At 67.8% G+C, this 17,274-nt stretch carries 21 protein-coding genes; 17 read left to right on the plus strand and 4 right to left on the minus strand.

Translation table 11 applies throughout. The annotated features are described in order from the left end of the window. Positions 1-49 precede the first annotated feature (49 nt). Positions 50-1,006, plus strand: coding sequence for a LysR family transcriptional regulator (locus SZ55_RS00965; RefSeq protein WP_044399824.1), 957 nt, complete (start codon positions 50-52; stop codon positions 1,004-1,006). 1 nt (position 1,007) lies between these two features. On the opposite strand, the gene SZ55_RS00970 is transcribed toward SZ55_RS00965, so the two are convergent. Then, positions 1,008-1,520: an RDD family protein gene (locus SZ55_RS00970; RefSeq protein ID WP_044399828.1), complete on the minus strand. Its 513-nt coding sequence runs from the start codon at positions 1,518-1,520 to the stop codon at positions 1,008-1,010. A gap of 134 nt (positions 1,521-1,654) precedes the next feature. On the opposite strand from SZ55_RS00970, the gene SZ55_RS00975 reads away from it, so the two are divergent. Beyond that, positions 1,655-2,107, plus strand: a complete 453-nt coding sequence (locus SZ55_RS00975) for a MarR family winged helix-turn-helix transcriptional regulator (protein WP_044399831.1) — start codon at positions 1,655-1,657, stop codon at positions 2,105-2,107. Between the two features lie 64 nt (positions 2,108-2,171). Here the strand turns inward: SZ55_RS00975 and efp are convergent, their stop codons facing one another. Continuing rightward, complete coding sequence (gene efp, locus SZ55_RS00980) at positions 2,172-2,738, minus strand: elongation factor P (protein ID WP_044399835.1); 567 nt, start codon at positions 2,736-2,738, stop codon at positions 2,172-2,174. 43 nt (positions 2,739-2,781) lie between these two features. Beyond that, complete coding sequence (gene earP, locus SZ55_RS00985) at positions 2,782-3,909, minus strand: elongation factor P maturation arginine rhamnosyltransferase EarP (RefSeq protein WP_044399838.1); 1,128 nt, start codon at positions 3,907-3,909, stop codon at positions 2,782-2,784. Positions 3,910-4,027: 118 nt separating this feature from the next. On the opposite strand from earP, the gene SZ55_RS00990 reads away from it, so the two are divergent. The 6 genes from SZ55_RS00990 to SZ55_RS01015 all read left to right on the plus strand — a co-directional run bounded on the left by SZ55_RS00990 (position 4,028) and on the right by SZ55_RS01015 (position 8,506). Continuing rightward, positions 4,028-4,585 (plus strand): hypothetical protein, encoded by a 558-nt coding sequence (locus SZ55_RS00990; protein ID WP_044399841.1) that lies wholly within the window; start codon positions 4,028-4,030, stop codon positions 4,583-4,585. Positions 4,586-4,673: 88 nt separating this feature from the next. After that, complete coding sequence (locus SZ55_RS00995; RefSeq protein ID WP_044399843.1) at positions 4,674-5,240, plus strand: sigma-70 family RNA polymerase sigma factor; 567 nt, start codon at positions 4,674-4,676, stop codon at positions 5,238-5,240. Further along, positions 5,237-5,536: a hypothetical protein gene (locus tag SZ55_RS01000; RefSeq protein WP_044399845.1), complete on the plus strand. Its 300-nt coding sequence runs from the start codon at positions 5,237-5,239 to the stop codon at positions 5,534-5,536. Before SZ55_RS00995 ends, SZ55_RS01000 begins: the two co-directional genes overlap by 4 nt. Then, the gene (locus SZ55_RS01005; protein WP_044399847.1) at positions 5,533-5,970 is read left to right on the plus strand and encodes a periplasmic heavy metal sensor; all 438 of its coding nucleotides are present in this window, start codon (positions 5,533-5,535) and stop codon (positions 5,968-5,970) included. Before SZ55_RS01000 ends, SZ55_RS01005 begins: the two co-directional genes overlap by 4 nt. A gap of 79 nt (positions 5,971-6,049) precedes the next feature. After that, positions 6,050-6,823 carry a substrate-binding periplasmic protein gene (locus tag SZ55_RS01010; protein WP_052807499.1) on the plus strand — a complete coding sequence of 258 codons (774 nt, stop codon included), beginning with the start codon at positions 6,050-6,052 and terminating at the stop codon, positions 6,821-6,823. A 69-nt stretch (positions 6,824-6,892) separates the two neighbouring features. Further along, the gene (locus SZ55_RS01015) at positions 6,893-8,506 is read left to right on the plus strand and encodes an FMN-binding glutamate synthase family protein (protein ID WP_044399850.1); all 1,614 of its coding nucleotides are present in this window, start codon (positions 6,893-6,895) and stop codon (positions 8,504-8,506) included. 7 nt (positions 8,507-8,513) lie between these two features. Here the strand turns inward: SZ55_RS01015 and SZ55_RS01020 are convergent, their stop codons facing one another. After that, on the minus strand, positions 8,514-9,413 hold the full coding sequence (locus tag SZ55_RS01020) for a hydrogen peroxide-inducible genes activator (RefSeq protein WP_044399853.1): 900 nt from the start codon (positions 9,411-9,413) through the stop codon (positions 8,514-8,516). A 253-nt stretch (positions 9,414-9,666) separates the two neighbouring features. On the opposite strand from SZ55_RS01020, the gene katB reads away from it, so the two are divergent. The 9 genes from katB (at position 9,667) to SZ55_RS01065 (ending at position 17,272) form a co-directional block, all read left to right on the plus strand. Beyond that, positions 9,667-11,145 carry a catalase KatB gene (katB, locus tag SZ55_RS01025; RefSeq protein ID WP_442963685.1) on the plus strand — a complete coding sequence of 493 codons (1,479 nt, stop codon included), beginning with the start codon at positions 9,667-9,669 and terminating at the stop codon, positions 11,143-11,145. Positions 11,146-11,621: 476 nt separating this feature from the next. After that, positions 11,622-12,149 carry an ankyrin repeat domain-containing protein gene (locus SZ55_RS01030; protein ID WP_044399859.1) on the plus strand — a complete coding sequence of 176 codons (528 nt, stop codon included), beginning with the start codon at positions 11,622-11,624 and terminating at the stop codon, positions 12,147-12,149. Positions 12,150-12,323: 174 nt separating this feature from the next. After that, entirely contained in the window at positions 12,324-12,980 is a 657-nt protein-coding gene (locus tag SZ55_RS01035) for a YjfI family protein (protein WP_044399862.1), read from the plus strand. Between the two features lie 26 nt (positions 12,981-13,006). Further along, a complete protein-coding gene (locus SZ55_RS01040; protein WP_044399865.1) occupies positions 13,007-13,711 on the plus strand; it encodes a PspA/IM30 family protein in 705 nt (234 codons plus the stop codon). 63 nt (positions 13,712-13,774) lie between these two features. Further along, positions 13,775-14,332, plus strand: a complete 558-nt coding sequence (locus SZ55_RS01045; RefSeq protein ID WP_044399868.1) for a rhomboid family intramembrane serine protease — start codon at positions 13,775-13,777, stop codon at positions 14,330-14,332. Positions 14,333-14,390: 58 nt separating this feature from the next. Next, positions 14,391-15,416 carry an ion channel gene (locus tag SZ55_RS01050; RefSeq protein WP_044399871.1) on the plus strand — a complete coding sequence of 342 codons (1,026 nt, stop codon included), beginning with the start codon at positions 14,391-14,393 and terminating at the stop codon, positions 15,414-15,416. After that, positions 15,413-16,075: a DUF2491 family protein gene (locus SZ55_RS01055; RefSeq protein ID WP_044399874.1), complete on the plus strand. Its 663-nt coding sequence runs from the start codon at positions 15,413-15,415 to the stop codon at positions 16,073-16,075. The genes SZ55_RS01050 and SZ55_RS01055 overlap by 4 nt, the downstream gene beginning before the upstream one ends. Positions 16,076-16,091: 16 nt before the next feature. Continuing rightward, positions 16,092-16,517: a DUF350 domain-containing protein gene (locus SZ55_RS01060; RefSeq protein WP_044399877.1), complete on the plus strand. Its 426-nt coding sequence runs from the start codon at positions 16,092-16,094 to the stop codon at positions 16,515-16,517. 23 nt (positions 16,518-16,540) lie between these two features. Continuing rightward, positions 16,541-17,272 carry a DUF1190 domain-containing protein gene (locus SZ55_RS01065; RefSeq protein ID WP_044399880.1) on the plus strand — a complete coding sequence of 244 codons (732 nt, stop codon included), beginning with the start codon at positions 16,541-16,543 and terminating at the stop codon, positions 17,270-17,272. The last annotated feature ends 2 nt before the right edge of the window (positions 17,273-17,274 follow it).

Here is a 17,274-nt window from a genome sequence, read left to right on the forward strand (position 1 = left end):
AACGCACAGCGGCGCACAATGGCTTTGCGCAATTCGCACAGGCAATCCCATGTACCCCGACGCCCTCACCGAACAGCTGGCGCTGTTCCTCGATGTACTCGACGCCGGCAGCTTCTCCGCCGCCTCGCGCCGCCACCCCCTGACGCCCTCGGCCGTGGCCCGCCGCATCGACGGGCTGGAGAAGGCCCTGGGCAGCACCCTGTTCATCCGCAGCACCCACGCGGTGCGCGCCACGCCCGCCGGCCTGGCCTTTGCCGAACGGGCAAAGCGCATCCTCGCCGAGCTGCGCCTGGCCCGGGCCGAGGCCGTGTCCCTGAGCAGCGCCCCGGAAGGCCTGATCCGCATCGACGCCCCCGCCCCGTTCGGCCGCCGCCACCTGGCCCCGGCCATCGCCGAGTTCCTGGCCACCTACCCCGGGCTGGATGTGCAGTTGCGCCTGATCGACAGCTTCGTCGACATGCACGGCACCCACCTGGGCGAGGTCGACCTGATATTGCGCATCGGCCCACTGGCCGACACCCGCCTGGTGGCCACCCCGCTGGCACCCATGGTGCGCATCCTCTGCGCCAGCCCGGAGTACCTGAAACGGCGCGGCGTACCCCGCAGCGTCCGTGAGCTGGAAGAGCACGAAGGCCTCGACTGGGACGCCCTGGCACCGCCCTACGCCTGGCGCTTCGAGCTGGACGGCCGGTTGCAGATCGTCCGCCCCAAGCGCATGCGGATGACCGCCAACAATGCCGAGACCCTGCTGTTCGCCGCCGTGGCCGGGCTCGGCGTGGCCCACCTGCCCACCTGGCTGATCAGCGACTACCTGGTGCGCGGCGAACTGGTGCCGCTGTTCTGCGACGACGGCCTGCCGCCGCCGGAGCCCAGCGGCATCTACGCGTTACGTCTGGAAGGGGAAGCCAGCTCGCGGAGCCGGCTGTTGCTGGAGTTCCTCAAGGACCGTTTCGGTCCGGAGCCGCCCTGGGACATGGCCCTGCGGGGCGGCCTCGGTCGCGGCTGACTCAGGCCGGCAACTGGACCACGCGAGTGCCGGCGGTCAGGTCATGCAGGCAGCGGCGGTCGCCGCGGAAGATGAACAGGTAGTTCACCAGCAGCACCAACCCACCCAGCAGCGGGATGTAGGCCACCAGCCCCCAGAGCAGGTAGCGCTTGAGGTACATCGGGATCCACTCCGGCTTGTGGCCATCCTGGTCGACGATGGCGATCTTCAGCAGGCGCTTGCCCACGGTCTGGCCGTAGCGGCTGAGGAACACCCCGTTGACCGCGAGGAAGGCGACGATCCCCAGCACGGCGCCCACCGCCTGCTGCCCGAAGCCGGGCTGCACGCCCGAGGTGATGCCGTCATAGATCCCGAAGACGAAGCCCAGGGGCAGGCAGACGAGGATCAGGATGAGGCTGTCGATGATCGCAGCGCCCAGGCGGGTGCCACGGGGCGCTAGCGGCAGCCCGCCGACGGTTTCCTGGGTGAGCGGAGCCTGGGGCGCCTGGTAGGGGTTGTTCTGCGGGTCGGTCATCTCGCACTCCTTGGCGAACGTGGGAAAGCGCCAAGTGTGGCTGCTTCCAGCCGGGCTGCAAACCGCCTGCACGCTGTTTTGCCCGCGAAAGGCTTGTGCGCTAAATTGCGCACTTGTCCAACCCGGAGGTGGCCATGAGCGAACCCATCGAGCCCTGCGAAGCCCTCAAGCTGGATAACCAGCTGTGTTTCGCCCTGTATTCCACCTCGCTGCTGATGACCAAGGTCTACAAGCCTCTGCTGCAGGAGCTGGGCCTCACCTACCCGCAGTACCTGGCCATGCTGGTGCTCTGGGAGGGCGACGGCATCACCGTCGGCGAGATCAGCGCCCGCCTGCTCACCGACCCCGGCTCCCTCACCCCGCTGCTCAAGCGCCTGGAGGCCGAAGGCCTGATCACCCGCACCCGCAGCAGCGCCGACGAGCGCGTGGTCGAACTGCGCCTGACCGACAAGGGCCGCGCCCTGCACCGGGAGGCCCAGCGCATCCCCGGCTGCATCCTCGCTGCCAGCGAGATGACCCTGGGCGACCTCGGCACGTTGAAGGAGGAGCTCGTCGCCCTGCGCCAGAACCTGCAGAAGGCACTCTGAGCGAAACGGCAGAAACGAAAAAGCCCGGCAAATGCCGGGCTTTTCTGTCACACGCGGTTCAGGCTCAGGCCTTGACGCGGGACTTGTACTCGCCGGTGCGGGTATCGATCTCGATGGAGTCACCGATTTCGCAGAAGGCGGAAACCTGCAGCTCAGCACCGTTGTGCAGGCGGGCAGTCTTCATCACCTTGCCGGAGGTGTCGCCACGGACGGACGGCTCGGTGTAGGCGATCTGGCGAACGATGGTGGTCGGCAGTTCAACGGAGATCACGCGATCGTTGTAGAAAACGGCTTCGCAAACGTCGGTCATGCCGTCTTCGATGAAGGTCATGACGCCTTCCAGGTCGGCTTTCTCGATCTCGTACTGGTTGAACTCGGTGTCCATGAACACGTACAGCGGGTCGGCGAAGTAGGAGTAGGTCACTTCCTTGCGTTCAAGGATGATCGGCTCCAGCTTGTCGTCGGCCTTGAACACGGTCTCGGTACCGGCGCCGGTCAGCAGGTTCTTCAGCTTCATCTTGACGACGGCGCTGTTACGGCCGGACTTGTTGAATTCGGCCTTTTGGATGACCCAGGGAGCGCCATTGATGTTGGCGACTTGGCCGGCGCGGAACTCTTGAGCGGTTTTCATACGAATATCCGATTTGGATGGGTGACTAAAAACAGGCCGCGTATCATATCCAATTTGTATAAAAATGCACCATCCCCGCGGCCAGGTCCTGCCGCGAGCCCTGCAGACCGCACCAGCGCTGGGCCCAGACCTGCAGCTCAGCCTCGTGGCGAACCAGCGCACGCCACGCCTCGCCCATGTCGCCTCCCCGGTTCCAGGCCAGCCAGGCACCACGCAACGCCTGCGCCGCCGCACTCGACAGCCCCTCGCCATACAGCGCCAGGAAGGCTTCCAGCTTCTCCAGGTGGGCGTCCTCCGCCTGCTGGTAGATGTGCCACAGCAGCGGACGCCCCGCCCACTGCGCACGCACGAAGGAGTCCTCGCCGCGCACGGCGTTGAAGTCGCAGCACCACAGCAGGCGGTCATAGTCGTCCTGGGGCACGAAGGGCAGCACCACCAGCGACAGGTTGCCGCGCTGCAGCCGATCCCCCGCCACCAGCCCGTCCTGCCCCGCCCAGGCCGCCAGGTCACCGAGGATGCGCCCCTCCGGCACCAGCAGGCAGGTCGGCCGGGCGTCCTCGGCCATTGCCTGGAGCCAGCTCGCCAGCGCCGGGTTCTCGTAGGCGAACAGCGAGACCAGCCGCACACCGGCTTCGCGCACCACGCCCAGGGAAGCCAGGAAGGCGTCTTGTGCCACCCGGTCCGCCTGCCAGGCCTCGCGCCGCGCCAACAGGTCGGCCTCGCGCAGCAGGCCGCCGGTGTCGGCACGGAACCCGGGGAAGAAGAAGAACTTGTTCAGCCCATTGGCCTGCAGCGACGGCAGCCCGTGGCAGCCACCGACCCAGTCCTCCGCACTCAGGTACTCCAGGTTCAACCACAGCGGCGGACGCTCACGGGCCTGCATCGCCGCCACGTAGGCCGCCGGCAGTTCGCAGGCGAAGGCCTCGATCACCCCATCGGCCGGTGCCACCTCGGGCCACTCCCGGTGCCAGCGGCGCACCTCCACCCCGGCACAGACCTGCCGGTCTGCCTGGGGATCAGCCGCCGGGTGCAGGCGCTGGAAGGCCGCCGGCTCGTCCACCCACAGGCGCACCGCCAGCCCGTGCTCGGCCACCAGCTGGCGGGCCAGGCGCCAGGTCACGCCGATGTCGCCGTAGTTGTCCACCACGCTGCAGAAGATGTCCCAGTTCACCGCACCACCCCGGCCTTGAAGAGGCGCGCAGTTTACTCCGGGGCCCACGCAAAAAAACGCAGGGGCCGTGCCCGGGCCCGCGTAACACCGGCAACCCCACCCTGAAACGAGGTTCAGCATGCACCCGTCTCCCCGCTCCGCCCTGCTTCCCCTGCTCTGCCTGGCCGTCGTCCTGGCCGGCGGTGTCGATGCCGGCGAGCGCCAGCGCGCCGGCGGTTTCAGCACCGGCCGAGGCCACAGCGGCACCTGGCAGACCCAGCGCAGCGGCACCCTGGCCGACGGCCTGACCCGCCAGCGCAGCGTCACCGGCGAGAACGGCCGCACCGCCAGCACCAGCAGCACCACCCGCTACGACGCCACCAGCGGCCAGCTCAGCCGCACCACCACGGGGGCCGACGGGCGTTCGCGCAGCATCGAGGCCACCCGGCAGGACGGCCAGACCAGCGGGACCTGGAGCAACGCCGCCGGCAACAGCGGCACCTTCACCCAGCAGACCAGCCGCGCCGACGACGGCAGCCTCAGCCACCAGGTGCAGGTCACCGGTGCCAACGGCGAGACGGCAGAGCGCTCCACCCGCTACAGTCTCGACCGCGACAGCGGCACCCTGAGCCGCAGCGTCACCGGCCCGCAGGGCAACACCCGCACCGGCAGCGTCACCCTCACCCCCAACCCCTGAAAGGTGCCCGGCATGTCCCCGCATTTCCGCTCCACGCGGGCCGAAGCGCCCGGCAGCCCCTGTTCCTGAGGCCAGGCGAACGCAACGGATGCCACTCGACGACGAACAGCTCATGGCCCAGGTGGCCGAGGGTGACGAGCGGGCCTTCTCGACGCTGGTGCAGCGGCACCTGCCGCGCGCCTATGCCATTGCCCGGCGCGTACTGCCGGAACAGGCCGACGCCGAGGACGCCGCCCAGGAAGCCTTCACCCGCGTGTGGACCCACGCCTGCGATTGGCAACCCGGACGGGCACGCTTCACCACCTGGTTCCACAGCATCCTGGTGCACCAGTGCCTGGACCAGCTGCGGCGACGCAAGCGCCGTCCGGAGACCGACATCGACACCCTGCTGGACGAACTGCTCGACCCCGACACCCCGGCCGACCAGCAGCTGCAACAGGCCCGCGAGGCCGCCGAACTGCACCGGGTGGTCCAGCGCCTGCCGGACCGGCAACGCATGGCCGTGGTGCTCTGCTACTTCGAGGCGCACAGCAACCCCCAGGCGGCGGCCGCCATGGGCCTGCATGTGAAAGCGCTGGAAGGCCTGCTCGGCCGTGCCCGCGCCCAGCTCCGGCGCTGGCTGCCCAGCCGCCGCAACGAGGAGGAATCCCCATGAACCAAGACCCGGACCTGCACCACCTGGCCGACCAGCCCGCGCCCCGCCCGGCGCCCGACCTGGCCGCGCGCATCGTCGCCCACGCCACCGCCCAGCCGCAGCGGCTGCCCTGGCACCTGCGCCTGCGGCGCGCCCTGGCGCACTGGCAACCCGGGTGGCAGGCGAGCCTCGCCAGCCTCGTGCTGTGCGGCCTGCTGGGCCTGCTCGGCGGCCACCTGGCCAGCCCACCGGCCGACAATGACCTGGCCCTAGCGGCCCAGGCCGTGGACCAACTGCTGTGGACGGACGAGCCATGAAACGAACCGGACTCCTTGCCACTGCCCTGCTGCTTTCCCTGGCAGCCAACGCCTTCCTGGTCGGCTGGCTGATCGCCCGCCCGGCCACGCCGGCCCTCGCCTTCGGCCTGCAGAGCCAGCCCATGCGCCAGCTCATGGCCCGCGTGGAGGCCCTGCCCGACGCCCAGCGCAGCGAAGTCAGCGCCATCATCAGCAGCCATGCGCCGGAGCTGCGCCGACTGGCCAGCGCCAACCGCGACAACCGCCGGCAACTGCTGAAGCAGCTGGCCGCCGATCCCCTGGACCGCAGCGCCATCGAAAGCGGCTTCGCTCGCCAGCGCCAGGCCACCGGCGAACTGCAGGCCGCCGCCCAGGCCATGTTGCTGGAGATCGCCGAACGGCTGCCTGCCGAGCAGCGCCACCAGTTGCTGGAGCGACCGCTGCTGGCCCGCTAGGCCGGCTGGCAGACCCGTACGGCCTGTGCTTGGCTGAACGAGCGCCCCGCCCGGGGCGTATCCAGCCGAGGAAGCTTCGATGCGCCGTTCGCGGGTCCTGCTGTCCCTCTTCTGCGCCCTGCTGGCCGGCCCTGTACAGGCTGAAGGCCAGATCCGCATCGCCATCGGCGAATGGCCCCCTCTTATCAGTGCCGGCCAGCCCGGCTACGGGGTGATCCCCACCCTCATCAGCGAGGCATTCGCCACCCAGGGCATCCGCGTCGACTATGGGTTCTTCCCCTGGAAGCGCGCCTTCGAGGAGGTCCGCCGGGGCCACTGGCAGGCCTCCGCCGTCTGGGGGCACAACCCCGAGCGCGACGCCTGCTGCAGCTACTCGCAACGGGTCTACAGCGATGAAGTGGTGCTGTTCTACAACCAGGCCCACCCGGTGGACTGGAACGGCAGCGCCGAACAGATCGAGCGCCTGCGCGGCCTCACCATTGGCCTGCCGCTCGGCTCGGCGAAGACGCCGGTGCTGGAAACCGCCGAGCACCGTGGCCTGCTGCGCTACGAGGTGAGCGGGGACGAGTTGCAGAACCTGCGCAAGCTCGCCGCCGGACGCATCGATGCCGTGGACATGGTCAAGGGCACCGGCCGCTGGCTCATCAGCACCCGCCTGACGCCCGAGGAAGGCGCACGGCTGGCCACCACGCCGGTCCTGCAACGCTGGGACTACTTCCTCCTGTTCGGCCCGGCACCGGGCGTCGCCGAACTGAGGGCCGCGTTCGACCGGGGCCTGGCGCAACTGCGCGAAAACGGCCGCGAGGCCGCCCTGTGGCGGCAATTCGACGCCCGATCCCGTCCGCTTCCCTGAGCCGCTTCGGACCCGACGCCGCTGCGTTCCGCTAAGCTGTGCCGCGCATTCTCCCCACAAGGAACCCGCATGAACCTGTCGCTTCTCAGCCGCTATGCGTTCTTCGCCTTCTGCGTGCTCTTCACCCTGGTCACCCTGCCCTTCATCCACCACGAGTGGCTCTGGCCGCTGACCCTGCTCACCGCCCTGCTCAGCCTGCTGGGCATCGTCGACCTGCTGCAGGACCGCCACGCCGTACGGCGCAACTACCCGATCCTGGGCAACATCCGCTACCTGGTGGAGGGCATCCGCCCGGAAATCCGCCAGTACCTGCTGGAGGGCGACGGCGAACAGCTGCCCTTCTCCCGCGCCCAGCGCTCGCTGGTCTATGCCCGCGCCAAGAACGAGGGCGCCGACAAGCCCTTCGGCACGCTGATCGACGTGTACCAGCCCGGCTTCGAGTTCATCGGCCACTCCATGCGCCCGGCGCCGCTGAGCGACCCGTCCAGCTTCCGCGTGGTGATCGGCGGCCCGCAGTGCAAGCACCCCTACTCCGCCTCGGTGTTCAACATCTCCGCCATGAGCTTCGGCTCCCTCAGTGCCAACGCCATCCGCGCGCTGAACCAGGGTGCCCGGCGCGGCAACTTCTACCACGACACCGGTGAGGGCAGCATCAGCCCCTACCACCGCGAACACGGCGGCGACCTGGTGTGGGAACTGGGCAGCGGCTACTTCGGCTGCCGCACCGCCACCGGCCAGTTCGACCCGGAGCGCTTCGCCGCCCAGGCCGCCAGCCCGCAGGTGCGGATGATCGAGATCAAGCTCAGCCAGGGTGCCAAACCCGGCCACGGCGGCATCCTGCCCAAGCACAAGGTCACCGAGGAAATCGCCCTCACCCGCGGCGTGCCCATGGGCGAGGACTGCATCTCCCCCTCCCGCCACAGCGCCTTCTCCACCCCCATCGAGATGCTGCAGTTCATCGAGCGCCTACGTGAGCTCTCCGGCGGCAAGCCGGTGGGCTTCAAGCTGTGCATCGGCCACCCCTGGGAGTTCATGGGCATCGCCAAGGCCATGCTGGAGACCGGCATCCTGCCGGACTTCATCGTCGTCGACGGCACCGAAGGTGGCACCGGCGCGGCGCCCCTGGAATTCACCGACCACATCGGCGTGCCGCTGCGCGAAGGGCTGCTGTTCGTGCACAACGTGCTGGTGGGGCTGAACCTGCGGGACAAGATCCGCCTGGGCGCCAGCGGCAAGATCGTCAGCGCCTTCGACATCGCCAGCGTGCTGGCCATCGGCGCCGACTGGGCCAACTCCGCACGGGGCTTCATGTTCGCCATCGGCTGCATCCAGAGCCAGAGCTGCCACACCAACAAATGCCCCACCGGCGTGGCCACCCAGGACCCGCTGCGCCAGCGCGCCCTGGTGGTGCCGGACAAGGCCGAGCGGGTGTTCAACTTCCACCGCAACACCCTCAAGGCCCTGGCCGAGATGCTCGCCGCCGCCGGCCTGGAGCACCCCTCCCAGCTCGAACCGCGCCACCTGGTGCGGCGCGTGTCCGACCGGGAGATCCGCCTGTTCTCCCAGCTCCACGTCTTCCTCAAGCCGGGCGACCTGCTGCGGGACGACCTCGAAGCCGACTTCTACGCCCGCATGTGGGCCATGGCCCGCGCCGACAGCTTCGAGGCGGCCTGCGGCTGGTGAGCCCGGCCTAGGTCGGGCGCACCGAACACAGCCTGACCGAATCGGCCAGCACATCGATGGCGCGCGGGCGAGAGAAGCTCGCGCGCCAGGCGATGGCCACCTGGCGGAACGGCGCTGGCGGGGCGAAGGGGCGGATCGCCAGGTTGCCCGTGGCATGGCCATCCAGCGCCGAATGCGGCAACACCGAAACCCCCAGCCCGGACGCCACCATGTGGCGAATGGTCTCCAGGGAGCTGGCCTCCAGGTGCGTAGTGCGTCCACCCGCCTCGCGCTGGGCCGGGGGGCAGGTCTCCAGCACCCGGTCGCGGAAGCAGTGCCCTTCCCCCAGCAGCAACAGCGGCTCGTCGCGCAGATGGCGGGCGTCCACCCGGGGCGTGTCAGCCAGCGGGTGGTCGGCCGGCATCGCCACGTAGAGGGCTTCGTCGTAGAGCACCTTGGTCAGCACGTCCGGCTCGCTGAAGGGCATGGCGACGATCAGCGCATCCAGTTCGCCGGCACGCAGGCGATCACGCAACACGTGGGTGAAGTTCTCTTCGATGTACAGCGGCATCTGCGGCGCCACGGTGTGCAGCTGGGGCACCAGGTGCGGGAACAGGTACGGGCCGATGGTGTAGATGGCGCCGATACGCAGCGGCGTCCCCAACTGGTTGCGGCCGACATGGGCCAGCTCCAGCACGCCGTTGGCTTCCACCAGCACGCGCTGGGCACGCTCGACGATGCTGTGGCCAATGGGGGTGAGCTGCACCGCGCCCCGGGCGCGTTCGAACAGGGCGACCCCCAGGTCGTCCTCCAGCCGCTTGATGCCCACCGAGAGGGTGGACTGGCTGACGTGGCAGCGCTCGGCGGCGCGGCCGAAGTGTTGCGTATCGGCCAAGGCCACGGCGTAACGCAGTTCGGTCAAGGTCATAGGCTTCCCGGCTCGACGATGCCCCAGGGCATCGCGGTATGGCTCCAGTCAGTGAAGGCCGGGGTACTGTAGCGAGCGCGCGCGGGCTTCCCCGTTCATATTTCTTAATCGGGCGACTGCCCAAAATTCATTATTAACAGCGCCCTGATGTTCCTAAGGTCTGCCCGGCAGTAACCCGAACCAGAGACATCAGGAGACGAAAATGTCCATTCAAAGCCGCAACGGCCTGGCCCTCGGCCTGGCATCGGCCTTCATGCTCAACCTCTCGACCGCGATGGCCGCCCCGCTGACCCGCGACAACGGCGCCCCCGTGGGTGACAACCAGAACTCGCAGACCGCCGGCCCCAACGGCTCCGTGCTGCTGCAGGACGTGCAACTGATCCAGAAGCTGCAGCGCTTCGACCGCGAACGCATCCCCGAGCGCGTGGTGCATGCCCGGGGCACCGGCGCCCACGGTGAGTTCACCGCCACGGCGGACCTCGCCGACCTGACCGTCGCCAAGCTGTTCCGCAACGGCGAGCGCACCCCCGTGTTCGTGCGCTTCTCCTCGGTGGTGCACGGCAACCACTCGCCGGAAACCCTGCGTGACCCGCGCGGCTTCGCCACCAAGTTCTACACCGCCGACGGCAACTGGGACCTGGTGGGCAACAACTTCCCCACCTTCTTCATCCGCGACGCCATCAAGTTCCCGGACATGGTCCACGCCTTCAAGCCGGACCCGCGCACCAACCTGGACGATGACTCGCGCCGCTTCGACTTCTTCTCCCACCACCCCGAGGCCATCCGCACCCTGACCCTGCTCTACTCCAACGAGGGCACCCCGGCCGGCTACCGCTTCATGGACGGCAACGGCGTGCACGCCTACAAGCTGGTCAACGCCAAGGGCGAGGTCAGCTACGTGAAGTTCCACTGGAAGAGCCTGCAGGGCATCCGCAACCTCGACCCGAAGGAAGTGGAGGCCGTCCAGGGCAAGGACTACAGCCACATGACCAACGACCTGGTGAACGCCATCGCCAAGGGCGACTACCCGAAGTGGGACCTCTACGTGCAGGTGCTCAAGCCCGAGGACCTGGCGCGCTTCGAGTTCGACCCGCTGGACGCCACCAAGGTCTGGCCTGACGTGCCGGAGCGCAAGGTTGGCCAGATGGTGCTGAACCGCAACGTCGACAACTTCTTCCAGGAGACCGAGCAGGTGGCCATGGCACCGTCCAACCTGGTGCCCGGCATCGATCCCTCCGAAGACCGCCTGCTGCAGGGCCGCGTGTTCGCCTACGCCGACACCCAGCTCTACCGCGTCGGCGCCAACGGCCTGTCGCTGCCGGTCAACCGCCCGAAGGTCCCGGTCAACAACGGCAACCAGGACGGCGCGATGAACGCCGGTCACAGCCTGAGTGGCGTGAACTACCAGCCGAGCCGCCTGGAACCGCGTGAAGAGACGACTGCCGCCCGCTACGTGGAAACCCCGCTGCAAGGCACCACCCAGCAGCGCCGCATCCAGCGCGAGCAGAACTTCAAGCAGGCCGGTGACCTGTACCGCTCCTACAGCCGCAAGGAGAAGCAGGACCTGGTGAACAGCTTCGGCCAGTCCCTGGCCGGCACCGACAGCGAGAGCAAGCACATCATGCTGTCCTTCCTCTACAAGGCCGATGCCGACTACGGCACCCGCGTCACCCAGGTGGCCGGTGGCGACCTGGCCAAGGTGAAGGCCCTGGCCGCGAAACTCTCCGACTGACCCAACCGCCGGCCCGCTTCATGCGGGCCGGCCCCTGGAGTCCGCGATGAACTGCCGTACTTCTTTCCTGTATTGCAACGCTCCAAGGTCGTTCAGCCAACCTTTTCCTTTGATGGGAGAGCGGGCAGGCCTTGAGCGCACACCGGGCTCACGCCTGGTCGTGAAGCTGAGGCAGGGAAGCTGCCCCTTCAGGAGGCCGAGTGCAGTCGTTGTGCAGGGGAGCGAGCGGCATGGATGCCGCGAGAGGCGCGCCAGGCCATGGATGGCCCATCGCGCCGCCCCCCGAAGCAACGATGGAGCGAGGGGAGTCCCGCGAAGCGGGACCCGGATGCAGGGGCGAGCCTTTTTGGTTTCTTTTTTGTGGGCGGCATTCCGACGATTGAAAAAAGAAACTCGCCTGGCAAGGCGAAACAGGAGACATCAGCAGAACTCGATAACCAACTTGCCTTCCCAACACGGTACTGGGACATAGCCCGATGAAAGCCCTACTCTGCACCCTGCTGCTGGCCAGCAGCCTGGCGGTCGCCGCGCAACCGGACGAGGCCGCCATCAAGGCCCAGTTGGCCGACTACTTCTTCGAGGCCGCGCGCAACGGCCGCACCGACATGCTCGCCACCTTCATCGAGGCCGGCTACGACCTCGACACCCAGGACGCCAAGGGCTACAGCGCCCTGATCCTCGCCGCCTACCATGGCCACGCCGAAGCCGTGGACGCCCTGCTGGCCGCCGGCGCCAACCCCTGCCTGCAGGACCAACGCGGCAACACCGCCCTGATGGGCGCCATCTTCAAGGCCGAACTGGGCATCGCCCGGCGCCTGATGCAGGCCGACTGCCCCACCGACCAGCGCAACGCCGCCGGGCAGACAGCCGCCATGTACGCCGCCCTGTTCCAGCGCACCGAGCTGCTGGAGGCCCTGCGCCGCAAGGGCGCGGACCTGGACCTCAAGGACGCCATGGGCAACGACGCCCACAGCCTCGCCAGCGGCGAGATCCGCACCCGCTGAAGCCCCTTCCCCTCTGCAATGCCACACGCCCGGCCCTGTGCCGGGCGTTTGCGCAGGCTGTAAAAGCTGCAAAAAACACTTACATGAAAGATTCATAAAATCTTTCATGTAAGGAATTGCGCAACCGCTCGGACCGGCGTAATGTTCGCTCCGTTGCACTTGAGGAGGAGCGAAATGCCTCGCAAGAAGACCACGGATACGACCGAACGGAAGGCCACTTCGCCCAAGGGCAAGACCTCCGCCGACTATGTCCGCGATATGAGGAACCGACTTCGCGATGCGGGTTTGGTGAAGCGCGAATTCTGGATCCTTCCCGAAAACGTGAACGCCCTTAAGGGCATCGAGAGAGCGTTACGGCAGCCCTTTCTGGGCGACCGAGTCAAACTGGAGGACTACATGACCGAGAACAGCAACTGGACCCTCAGCTCGCTTCACAGCGCCCTGGCCGAACTGGAACTGGTGGCCGCGGGTGAAATCCTGCTGAGCGTCGCCGAGGGCGAGCAGGCCGGCCTGAAGCTGACCATGACCGAATACGGCGACCTGCCGATCTACCTGGCGGTGCAAGGCGACCACATCATGGTCGACGCCACCCTGGTACCGGTCAGCGACGTGAAGGACCCGCACTACTTCAACGCCCTGGTACTGCGTACCCGCGACCTGTTCCCGCTGTCCTCGGTCGGGGTCGAAGTGATCGACGGGCAGGAGGTGTACTCCATGTTCGGCGCCCTCAGCGCCGCCTCGTCGCTGACCGTCATCGTGCAGGAGGTCTTCACCCTGGCCGAGAACGTGATCCGCGCCGTCGAAGCCTTCGAAGACCACTTCAAGGCCTGACCGAATTCCCCCGTAGGAGAAGCCCCATGAGCATCTGGAAAAAAATCATCACCGCCGTACGTGGCGGTGCCTCGGAAGTCGGCGAAGCCATCGTCGACGCCAACGCCATCCGCATCCTCGAGCAGGAAATGCGTGACGCCGACAAGGCCGTGCTGCAGGCCCGCAACGGCCTGGTGGACATCAAGGCCAAGCAGAAGCTGTCCCAGCAGCGCCTGGAAAGCCTGGGCAACGACATCGCCAACTGGGAAAGCAAGGCCACCGCCGCGCTGAACAAGGGCGAGGAAGGCCTGGCCCTGGAGTGCGCCAACAAGATCGCCGAACTGGAAGCCCAGCGTGACCAGGAGAAGAACCAGGCCGAGCAGTTCGGCAAGCAGGCCGACATGCTGCACGCCCAGGTCAACAAGGCCGAAGGCCAGCTGAAGAGCCTGAAGCAGCAGATCGAGATGGCCAAGGCCCGCGAAGTGGTGCAGCGCGCCCGCGTCGCCACCGCCGAAGCCACCGGTGGCGCCAACGGCAAGGTGGAGTCCGCCCTGGACAGCCTGAACCGCCTGCGCCAGCGCCAGGACGAGCAGGACGCCCGCCTGGCCGCCGCCGAGGAAATGCAGACCGCCGCCAACGGTGGCGACCTGGAGCGCCGCCTGCAGGAAGCCGGCATCGGCGCCCAGAGCGGCAGCGCCGCCGACGTGCTGGCCCGCCTGAAGGCCAAGCAGTCCTCGGACAGCGCCCAGTAACACCCCTGCGGGGCGGGCAACCGCCCGCCCCGCCCCCTTTCGCATGGAGTTCGGGACGCCACCATGGAGTCCGGCAAGCGCATCCGCGTCATCCTCGCCCTGGCGGCCCTCATGGTCGTCATCCAGATCGTCAATAGCGTCACCGGCGACAGTCTCGTACGCCATGGCATCATTCCCCGCAGCATTTACGGCCTGCAGGGTGTAATCTTCGCCCCGTTCCTGCACGGATCCTTCCGTCACCTGTTGAGCAATCTGGTTCCCTTCATCGTCCTCAGCTGGCTGGTCAGCACCGAAGGCCTGGGCCGCTACCTGCGCGTCGCGCTGCTGGTGGCCCTGCTCGGCGGCGCCCTGGTGTGGGTGTTCGGACGAGCCAGCGTGCATGTCGGTGCCAGCGGGCTGATCTTCGGCCTCTGGACCTACCTGCTGGCACGGGCCTGGTTCCAGCGCAGCTTCGCCAGCCTGCTGGTGGCCCTGGCGGCCCTGGCCGGCTACAGCGGCCTGGTGTACGGGTTCATCCCGGTGCCGGGCGTGTCGGTGGAGTCCCACATCGCCGGTGCCGTCGCCGGTGTACTGGTGGCCTGGCTGATGCACTCGAAGCGGCTGGACGTGCAAGGAAACTGAAACGGCGCGCCGGGATCATCACCCGGCCCCGAATGGACAGATTGTTGGAGTGGATGCCATGTCCTTGATGCTGCTGTTGCGTTACCACACCTCGGCCTTCTTCCAGCGCTTCGGCTGGGCCGGCATCGGCATGCTGCTGGCGGGCCACTACAGCCTGTCCTACCTGCTGTTGACCCTGGCCGGTGAAGAACACCTGACCCAGGGCATCGACTTCACCTACTTCTACCTGACCACCGCCACCACCGTGGGCTACGGCGACCTCTCGCCGAAGACCGCGCCCGGCAAACTGGTCACCACCCTGTGGATCATGCTCGGCGGCATCGCCCTGCTCACCGCCGTGATCGGCAAGGCATCCACCTCCGTCGGCGAACTCTGGAGAAAGAACATGAAGGGACTGGGCGATTACTCGACCCTCAAGGGCCACACCGTGCTGATCGGCTGGGAAGGCGAAGCCAGCGAGCGCATCGTCGAGCTGCTCTACCAGGACGCCATCACCCGTGACGACAACCTGGTGATCTGCGATGCCCTGCTCGAAGAGAACCCGCTGCCCGGCCGCGCCTCCTTCGTCCGTGGCGACTCCCTCGACACCCCCTCGCTGCTGCGCCGCGCAGGGGTCGAAGGGGCCGAGCGCATCCTGGTGCACACCCGTTCCGACAGCCTGACCCTGGCCATCGTCCTCACCCTCAAGGCCATCGGCACCTCCGGCCACGTGGTCGCCCACTTCAACGACTCCGAGCGCGCCGCCCTCGCCCGCCGCTATGCGCCTGATCTGGAGTGCACCTCCAACATGGCCATCGAGATGCTGGTGCGCGCCTCCCAGGACCCGGGCTCCAGCGCCGTGGTCACCGAGCTGCTGTGTGTCGGCGAAGGTGCCACCCAGTATCGCCACGTGCTGCCGGCCAGCCTGCGCACCACCTGCGGCGAGCTGTACATCCGCCTGCGCCAGGAGCACGGCGCCACGCTGATCGGCTACCGCGCGCCGGGCGCCACCCAGTTCGCCATCAACCCCGCCAACGAGCTGAACGTCGAAGGCGGCGAGATCTTCTACATCGCCACTGACCGCCTGCAAGGAGACGCCCTGTGAGCACCCTCAAGCGCTGGCTCGGCCTGGAGCCGCTCCTGCCCCGCAACACCGGCACCCGCCACGTCAGCGACAGCCAGCCCCTGGGCCTGGCCGCCGGTCGCATGCTGTGCCTGGACCGCTCCCTGAAGGCCCTGCTGGACGGCCAGACCGGGGTCGAGATCCCCGGCGACGAAAAGGTCTGGGCCGTCGGCACCCTGGAACTGGGCCAGTCCACCCGCATCAAACGCTTCTACCTGGACGACGAGGACTACTTCCTCCAGGTGCTGATGAACGGCCCGGATGACAGCGACATCGAGTCCATCATCCTCTTCGGCTACCACCAGGTGACGGCCATCAACAGCCGCGACGAGCTGATGCGCCTGGCCGGCCCCAACGCCCGCATCGGCATGCCGCTGTACGAGCTGGAGGGTGAGGAATACATCCGCCAGTGGGGCAGCGAGGACGGCCAGACCGAACTGGTGCCCCTGCGCGAGTTCGTCGTCAGCCCCGAAGCCAGTTATGGCGTCGAGCACCACAGCATGCTCTATGCCCGCGAGATCGGCTTGCTCAACCGGAGGGAGTTCCTGCTCTTCTCGGTGGAGGAAGACGAAGACGGCGTCATCAGCCTCACCACCGCGGTGGGCGTGACGCTGCAGATCACCGACATCAACGTTCTCTGACCAAGGAAGACCCCACATGCTCGACGCCCTGCGCATGTCCCTCAACGCCCCGGCCGTACTCGGCTTCGCCGTGTACATCCTGGTGGCGGCCGCCCTGTTCGCGCTGTTCCAGTTCGTCTACACGCGCATCACCCCGCACAAGGAATTCGCCCTGATCCGCGAAGGCAACAGCGCCGCCGCCGTTGCCCTGGGTGGCTCCCTGGTGGGCTTCGCCCTGCCGGCCAGCAACATCATCGCCTACAGCGTCAGCGTCCTGGACTTCGTGGTCTGGGTGGTGATCGCCGCCATCGTCCAGCTGCTGGCCTTCTTCGTCGCCAGCCTGGTGCTCAAGGACCTGCCGGGGCGCATCGCCCGTGGCGAGCACGCCGCTGCCATCTACTCCGCCTCGGTGGCCATCAGCATCGGCTTCCTCAACTCCGCCTGCATGACCCCCTCGACCTGAGACGGCGACGCGAGGACACCCCGATGAGAAAGCGCAACTCCGTACAGCTGGTCCTGGCCGGCGCCCTGCCGCTGGCCATCGCCGGCTGCAGCAAGCCCCAGGACACGGTCCAGGTCACCGCCACCAAGACCTTCAAGAACGTGCAGGCCTGCGTCGCCGACAAGTTCCCCGTGGACGTCTGCTCCGATGCCTACATGACCGCCATGGCCGACCACCGCGCCATCGCCCCCACCTACGACAGCAAGGACGCCTGCGACGCCGACTTCGTGCCCGGCTACTGCCAGGCCACCTCGGACGGCAAGTTCATGCCGCGCCTGGCCGGCTTCGAGCTGTCCATGACCAACCAGGTCAGCCGCGACACCTACGAGCAGGCCCAGCAGCAGGTGGTGCAGAGCACCGGCCACAGCGACAACAGCCTGCTCACCGGCCTGCTGATCGGCCACATGATGGGCAACAGCGGCAACCACTACTATTCCCAGCCGATCTACCAGTACCGCGACACCCGGGGTGGCTACTCCACCTCGACGCTGTCCCGGCAGATCGAGCAGGGCAAGACCTTCAGCCGCTCCACCCAGGCTCGCAGCAGCCCCTCCTCCACCTACACCCAGCAGACCCTGGGCAAGAGCCTGAGCAGCAAGACCGGCAGCACCAGCTCGGCGGTGGGTTCCACCATCTCCCGTGGCGGCTTCGGCAGCGAAGCCAACGCACGCGGTGGCTGGGGCGGCAAGACCGGCGGTTTCGGCTTCGGCGGCTAAGG

This window comes from Pseudomonas sp. FeS53a, from assembly GCF_000931385.1.
Lineage (GTDB): Bacteria > Pseudomonadota > Gammaproteobacteria > Pseudomonadales > Pseudomonadaceae > Metapseudomonas > Metapseudomonas otitidis.

What these genes read in the sequence shown, in the direction of transcription:
- SZ55_RS00965 (WP_044399824.1), top strand. Translation starts at nt 50, where the DNA reads ATGTACCCCGACGCCCTCACCGAACAGCTGGCGCTGTTCCTCGATGTA.
- SZ55_RS00970 (WP_044399828.1), bottom strand. Translation starts at nt 1,520, where the DNA reads ATGACCGACCCGCAGAACAACCCCTACCAGGCGCCCCAGGCTCCGCTC.
- SZ55_RS00975 (WP_044399831.1), top strand. Translation starts at nt 1,655, where the DNA reads ATGAGCGAACCCATCGAGCCCTGCGAAGCCCTCAAGCTGGATAACCAG.
- efp (WP_044399835.1), bottom strand. Translation starts at nt 2,738, where the DNA reads ATGAAAACCGCTCAAGAGTTCCGCGCCGGCCAAGTCGCCAACATCAAT.
- SZ55_RS00990 (WP_044399841.1), top strand. Translation starts at nt 4,028, where the DNA reads ATGCACCCGTCTCCCCGCTCCGCCCTGCTTCCCCTGCTCTGCCTGGCC.
- SZ55_RS00995 (WP_044399843.1), top strand. Translation starts at nt 4,674, where the DNA reads ATGCCACTCGACGACGAACAGCTCATGGCCCAGGTGGCCGAGGGTGAC.
- SZ55_RS01000 (WP_044399845.1), top strand. Translation starts at nt 5,237, where the DNA reads ATGAACCAAGACCCGGACCTGCACCACCTGGCCGACCAGCCCGCGCCC.
- SZ55_RS01005 (WP_044399847.1), top strand. Translation starts at nt 5,533, where the DNA reads ATGAAACGAACCGGACTCCTTGCCACTGCCCTGCTGCTTTCCCTGGCA.
- SZ55_RS01010 (WP_052807499.1), top strand. Translation starts at nt 6,050, where the DNA reads ATGCGCCGTTCGCGGGTCCTGCTGTCCCTCTTCTGCGCCCTGCTGGCC.
- SZ55_RS01015 (WP_044399850.1), top strand. Translation starts at nt 6,893, where the DNA reads ATGAACCTGTCGCTTCTCAGCCGCTATGCGTTCTTCGCCTTCTGCGTG.
- SZ55_RS01020 (WP_044399853.1), bottom strand. Translation starts at nt 9,413, where the DNA reads ATGACCTTGACCGAACTGCGTTACGCCGTGGCCTTGGCCGATACGCAA.
- katB (WP_442963685.1), top strand. Translation starts at nt 9,667, where the DNA reads ATGCTCAACCTCTCGACCGCGATGGCCGCCCCGCTGACCCGCGACAAC.
- SZ55_RS01030 (WP_044399859.1), top strand. Translation starts at nt 11,622, where the DNA reads ATGAAAGCCCTACTCTGCACCCTGCTGCTGGCCAGCAGCCTGGCGGTC.
- SZ55_RS01035 (WP_044399862.1), top strand. Translation starts at nt 12,324, where the DNA reads ATGCCTCGCAAGAAGACCACGGATACGACCGAACGGAAGGCCACTTCG.
- SZ55_RS01040 (WP_044399865.1), top strand. Translation starts at nt 13,007, where the DNA reads ATGAGCATCTGGAAAAAAATCATCACCGCCGTACGTGGCGGTGCCTCG.
- SZ55_RS01045 (WP_044399868.1), top strand. Translation starts at nt 13,775, where the DNA reads ATGGAGTCCGGCAAGCGCATCCGCGTCATCCTCGCCCTGGCGGCCCTC.
- SZ55_RS01050 (WP_044399871.1), top strand. Translation starts at nt 14,391, where the DNA reads ATGTCCTTGATGCTGCTGTTGCGTTACCACACCTCGGCCTTCTTCCAG.
- SZ55_RS01060 (WP_044399877.1), top strand. Translation starts at nt 16,092, where the DNA reads ATGCTCGACGCCCTGCGCATGTCCCTCAACGCCCCGGCCGTACTCGGC.
- SZ55_RS01065 (WP_044399880.1), top strand. Translation starts at nt 16,541, where the DNA reads ATGAGAAAGCGCAACTCCGTACAGCTGGTCCTGGCCGGCGCCCTGCCG.